The organism is Candidatus Woesearchaeota archaeon (genome assembly GCA_003695435.1).
Lineage (GTDB): Archaea > Nanobdellota > Nanobdellia > Woesearchaeales > UBA11576 > J101.
This window is the reverse complement of the sequence record RFJL01000052.1, coordinates 1-3,403: the sequence shown is the minus strand read 5'-3', so window position 1 is coordinate 3,403 and position 3,403 is coordinate 1. Positions and strand designations below refer to the sequence as shown.

Genomic DNA, 3,403 nt, shown 5'->3' with positions numbered 1-3,403 from the left:
GTGGGAAGATTCGCCTTATGAGCAGGTTCATCGCTAACCTCACTTACTGGCTCTATTGTAGGAACAGCGTAGATGAGATTGTTGTTGAAAATGCGCTCTATTTTGACTCGCATCTTGCCCTTCTTTGCGTTATCAATAAGGATTGTGAACCCTTTTTCTCGTGCAATTCCAGAGCCGTCTTTTCCCACAACAGCCACGTTGACTTCAAGCACTTGTCCTTTGAAAAATGGACAGACTTGCGCCTTGCTGTACAGCGGAATAGTGGAAGAACTCTGCACAGGGGGGACTTGTTGAGGCACTTGAATGTTGAATTCTTGTGTTTCTGGTTTTGAATCTTGTGTTAGCGTTTTCTCTTGTGGTTTTGTTTGTGTTGTGTGTTGTTCTTGTGTGTTTTGAACTTCTTTTGACGTTGTTTGTTCTTTGATATGAGGAGGGGGAGGAAGATCCTTTTCAAGATCGTCCTCCTCCACCTGTACCAGCTGCGACTGTGCTTTTTCTTCAAATTGAGGAGGGGGCGGAAGAGCTCCGTAATCGCGTTCTTCATCTTTTGTTGAAGACGATGCTTCAATATCTTGAACCTTTTTTGCAAGTCTTGCGAACTCCTCACGTAAGCTACTTAGCTCTTGTTCTAACTTTTTAACCTCAGGAGCGTTTTGCGTTGTTGTGCTTTCTGCTTGAGCGAGTTTTTTCTCTTCTTCTTTTGCTTGTGCTATGAGTGTTTTTAATTCTTGAACTGTTTGTGCGTATTGTGCTAGTTCTTGTTTTGATTCGTTTACGATGTTTAGTGCTTTGGTGATTTGTTCTCTTGATTGCGAGGAGAATGCTTTGAATTCTTCTTTTGTGACCATTTCCGCTTGCTTTACTTTAACTTTGTCAAAATCTTCAAGTACTGCTTCAAAGCTTGCTTGCAAGTCTTTTGTCATGTCTTTGAATTCAAGGAATTGTGCGTATTGTTTTTGGAATTCTACGAAGATGTCTTCGCTTTTCTCAGCATGTCTTTCAACGGTTGCGCGAAGTTTTTGTAAGGATACTAATTCTTCTCTAATCTCTTTTTCAAGTTCGAGAAGGCTTTCAGCCCCTTTAAATGCATCAGTTACTTTTTTGATATCTTGGAGTTGTGATTTGAGTACTTTTTGCATTTCTTGTGCAACTTTGAGTTCTGATTTGAGTTCTTCTAGTTTTGCGTCTTCTTTTTGCACTTCTTTCATGAGGTTTTGTGGTTGCACTGCGTTTACAAGATCAATTGCTTTGGACGAGTCGATAGATATTTTTTCAATTGATTTTTGTAGTTCTAGTATTTGTGCGCGTAGCTCGCCGAGTTCTTCTGAGACTCTTGCTGCGTGTTCGCTTTCTGTTTTTCTGTAAGCGTCGAGTACTTCGAGCTTTGCTTTGATTTTTTCAAGATCTGCCTCTGCGTTGCCACTCCACTCTTGAGAGGGAGTGTTTACTGGTTGAGAGGTCATTTCTAGTTCTTCGTCTTTTTTCTTCCAAAACATGGTATTACCTCAGGTTGTGTTTTTGCTCTATCTCATCCATTTTTTTGAGCAATTGTTGTGCTTTTTGTTTATCTTTTGATGCGAGTGCGAGTTTGACGTCTCCGGGAAGGGTGACGGTGTCTATTTCAAGGGTGAGGTCTTTTCCTTCTTTTTTCTTTGCTTCTACTTTTGCCATGAGCGCGTTGAGTCTGAGTTGTAGTTCTGCAAGAGGATCTTTGGAGGGCTTTTCTTTTTTCTTTTCCTGTTCTTCTTTTTTGAAGAGTTTTTCTATTTGTTTTTCTTTCCACCCGTGTTCAAGGAGTTTTTTCTTGATTTGATCGTCAGTGAGACCTTTTGCGCGTTGACGTTCGAGGAAGTGCAGAACGGGATCTTCTGATTTTTTTGGTTCTTTTGGTGCGGGAGGTTTTTCAATTCCTTTTTTCTTGTTCTCAAAATAGTCTTTTCCGTGTTTTTTGATCATCTCTTGGGTGTAGCGCTCTCTTTCTTTTTGCGCTATTGCTATATCTGCTTCTATCTCTTCTTGTGGGATGAGTTTGATTTGTCTTTGTTTTGGTGTTGCGCCTGCTGCTGCGAATTGGCTCTTGAGCTTGGTGACGAGTCCGTCAATGTAGATGTCTACCATGGTGAATTTTCCTTCCATGAGTTTGTCTTTTGCGAGTTTGAGTTCTAATTCTACGTCGAAGGTGTCTTGTTTGAGGTCTTTTAATTGTTGTATTTGGTATTCTATATCTGCGAGTTGGTTGTTGTATTTTGAGTAGAGGTTGAGTTCCTTGTCTGAGAGTCTTTGTGGGCTGTGTTTGAGTGGTCTGAATGAGATGAGGTAGGGTCTTCCTTTGTTGTATTCTGCGTTTTGTATCATTCCTGTTCCCACGCTTGCTTTGATGAGTGCGTGGAGTATTGCGTCTCCGTATTTGTTTTTGACACGTTCAAGGTCTCCTTCTGATTTTGTTCGCATTTGTATTTCTGTGTTGATGTTTGCTTTGATTTCTCCTACGAAGTCTGAGAGTACTTGTGAGACGAGAAGTACTCCTACTCCCCATTTCCTGAATTCACGACAGGCGCGTTCGATTTGGATGAACCCTGCTCCTGATCCTCCGAATTTCGGGAGGAGTCTGTGTACTTCGTCATAGACGAAGAGTGTTTTGAGTGTTTTGCTCTCTGGCAAGTTCATCTTGAATATTTGCCTGATTGTGTTTGCAACGAAGATGTCTAATTCTTTTGGATCTATTTTTGAGATGTTAATAATGTTGATGAATCCTGGTTTGATTCTTGATTGTAAATCTAAGTATTCTCGGGGATTTTCTATGTGGAAGATGTTTCCTTTGTATCCTTTTGCGTCATGAATGCTCATGCCGAAGTGAGGGTAGAGTTTGAGCATGGATTTATCTGTGCAAGGGCGTAGGAATCCTGACCATTGCCCTGTGGGATCAAAGACGACAACTGCTACGTTGTGATCTAGTGCTTCTTCAACGATGTCTTGTGCTGAAATTGTTTTCCCGCCTCCTGTTGCTCCTGCGATGATGGTGTGTGTGGTGAGGCTTTCAAGGTTGATGAATGCACGTATGTGTGTTTCTGCGATGAGTCCTACGTAGGCGGAGCGCTCTCCGGGTTGAGGGAGCAGTCTGTGATCAACGATGATGTGTTGGTATTTTTTGTGAAGCTCCCAGTATTCTTTTCCTTTGTGCGCTGCTGCAACAAGGAGTCCTAGGAGGAGAAGTGCTGCAAGGTATTGCCAGACTGCAAAGAGCCATACTTTGGCAAAGAGTACTGTTCCAAGAGTGATGGGTTCAGGTGTGATTTTGAAGCTGTCTTGATCGGTGACGAATCTAAGTTCTCCTTCGCGTGAGGTGTATTTTACTTTTGATTTAATGGTGTATTCTCCTAGGGGCACTCCTGTTAGGTTGAAG

General features: G+C 41.9%; 2 protein-coding genes. Both read right to left on the bottom strand.

Annotated elements, in window-relative coordinates:
- On the bottom strand, positions 1-1,496 hold a 1,496-nt coding region (locus D6774_03955; protein RME77599.1), incomplete at its 3' end, for a hypothetical protein.
- A 4-nt stretch (positions 1,497-1,500) separates the two neighbouring features.
- Positions 1,501-3,403: DUF853 family protein (locus tag D6774_03950; protein RME77598.1), on the bottom strand; the 1,903-nt coding region annotated here is incomplete at its 5' end.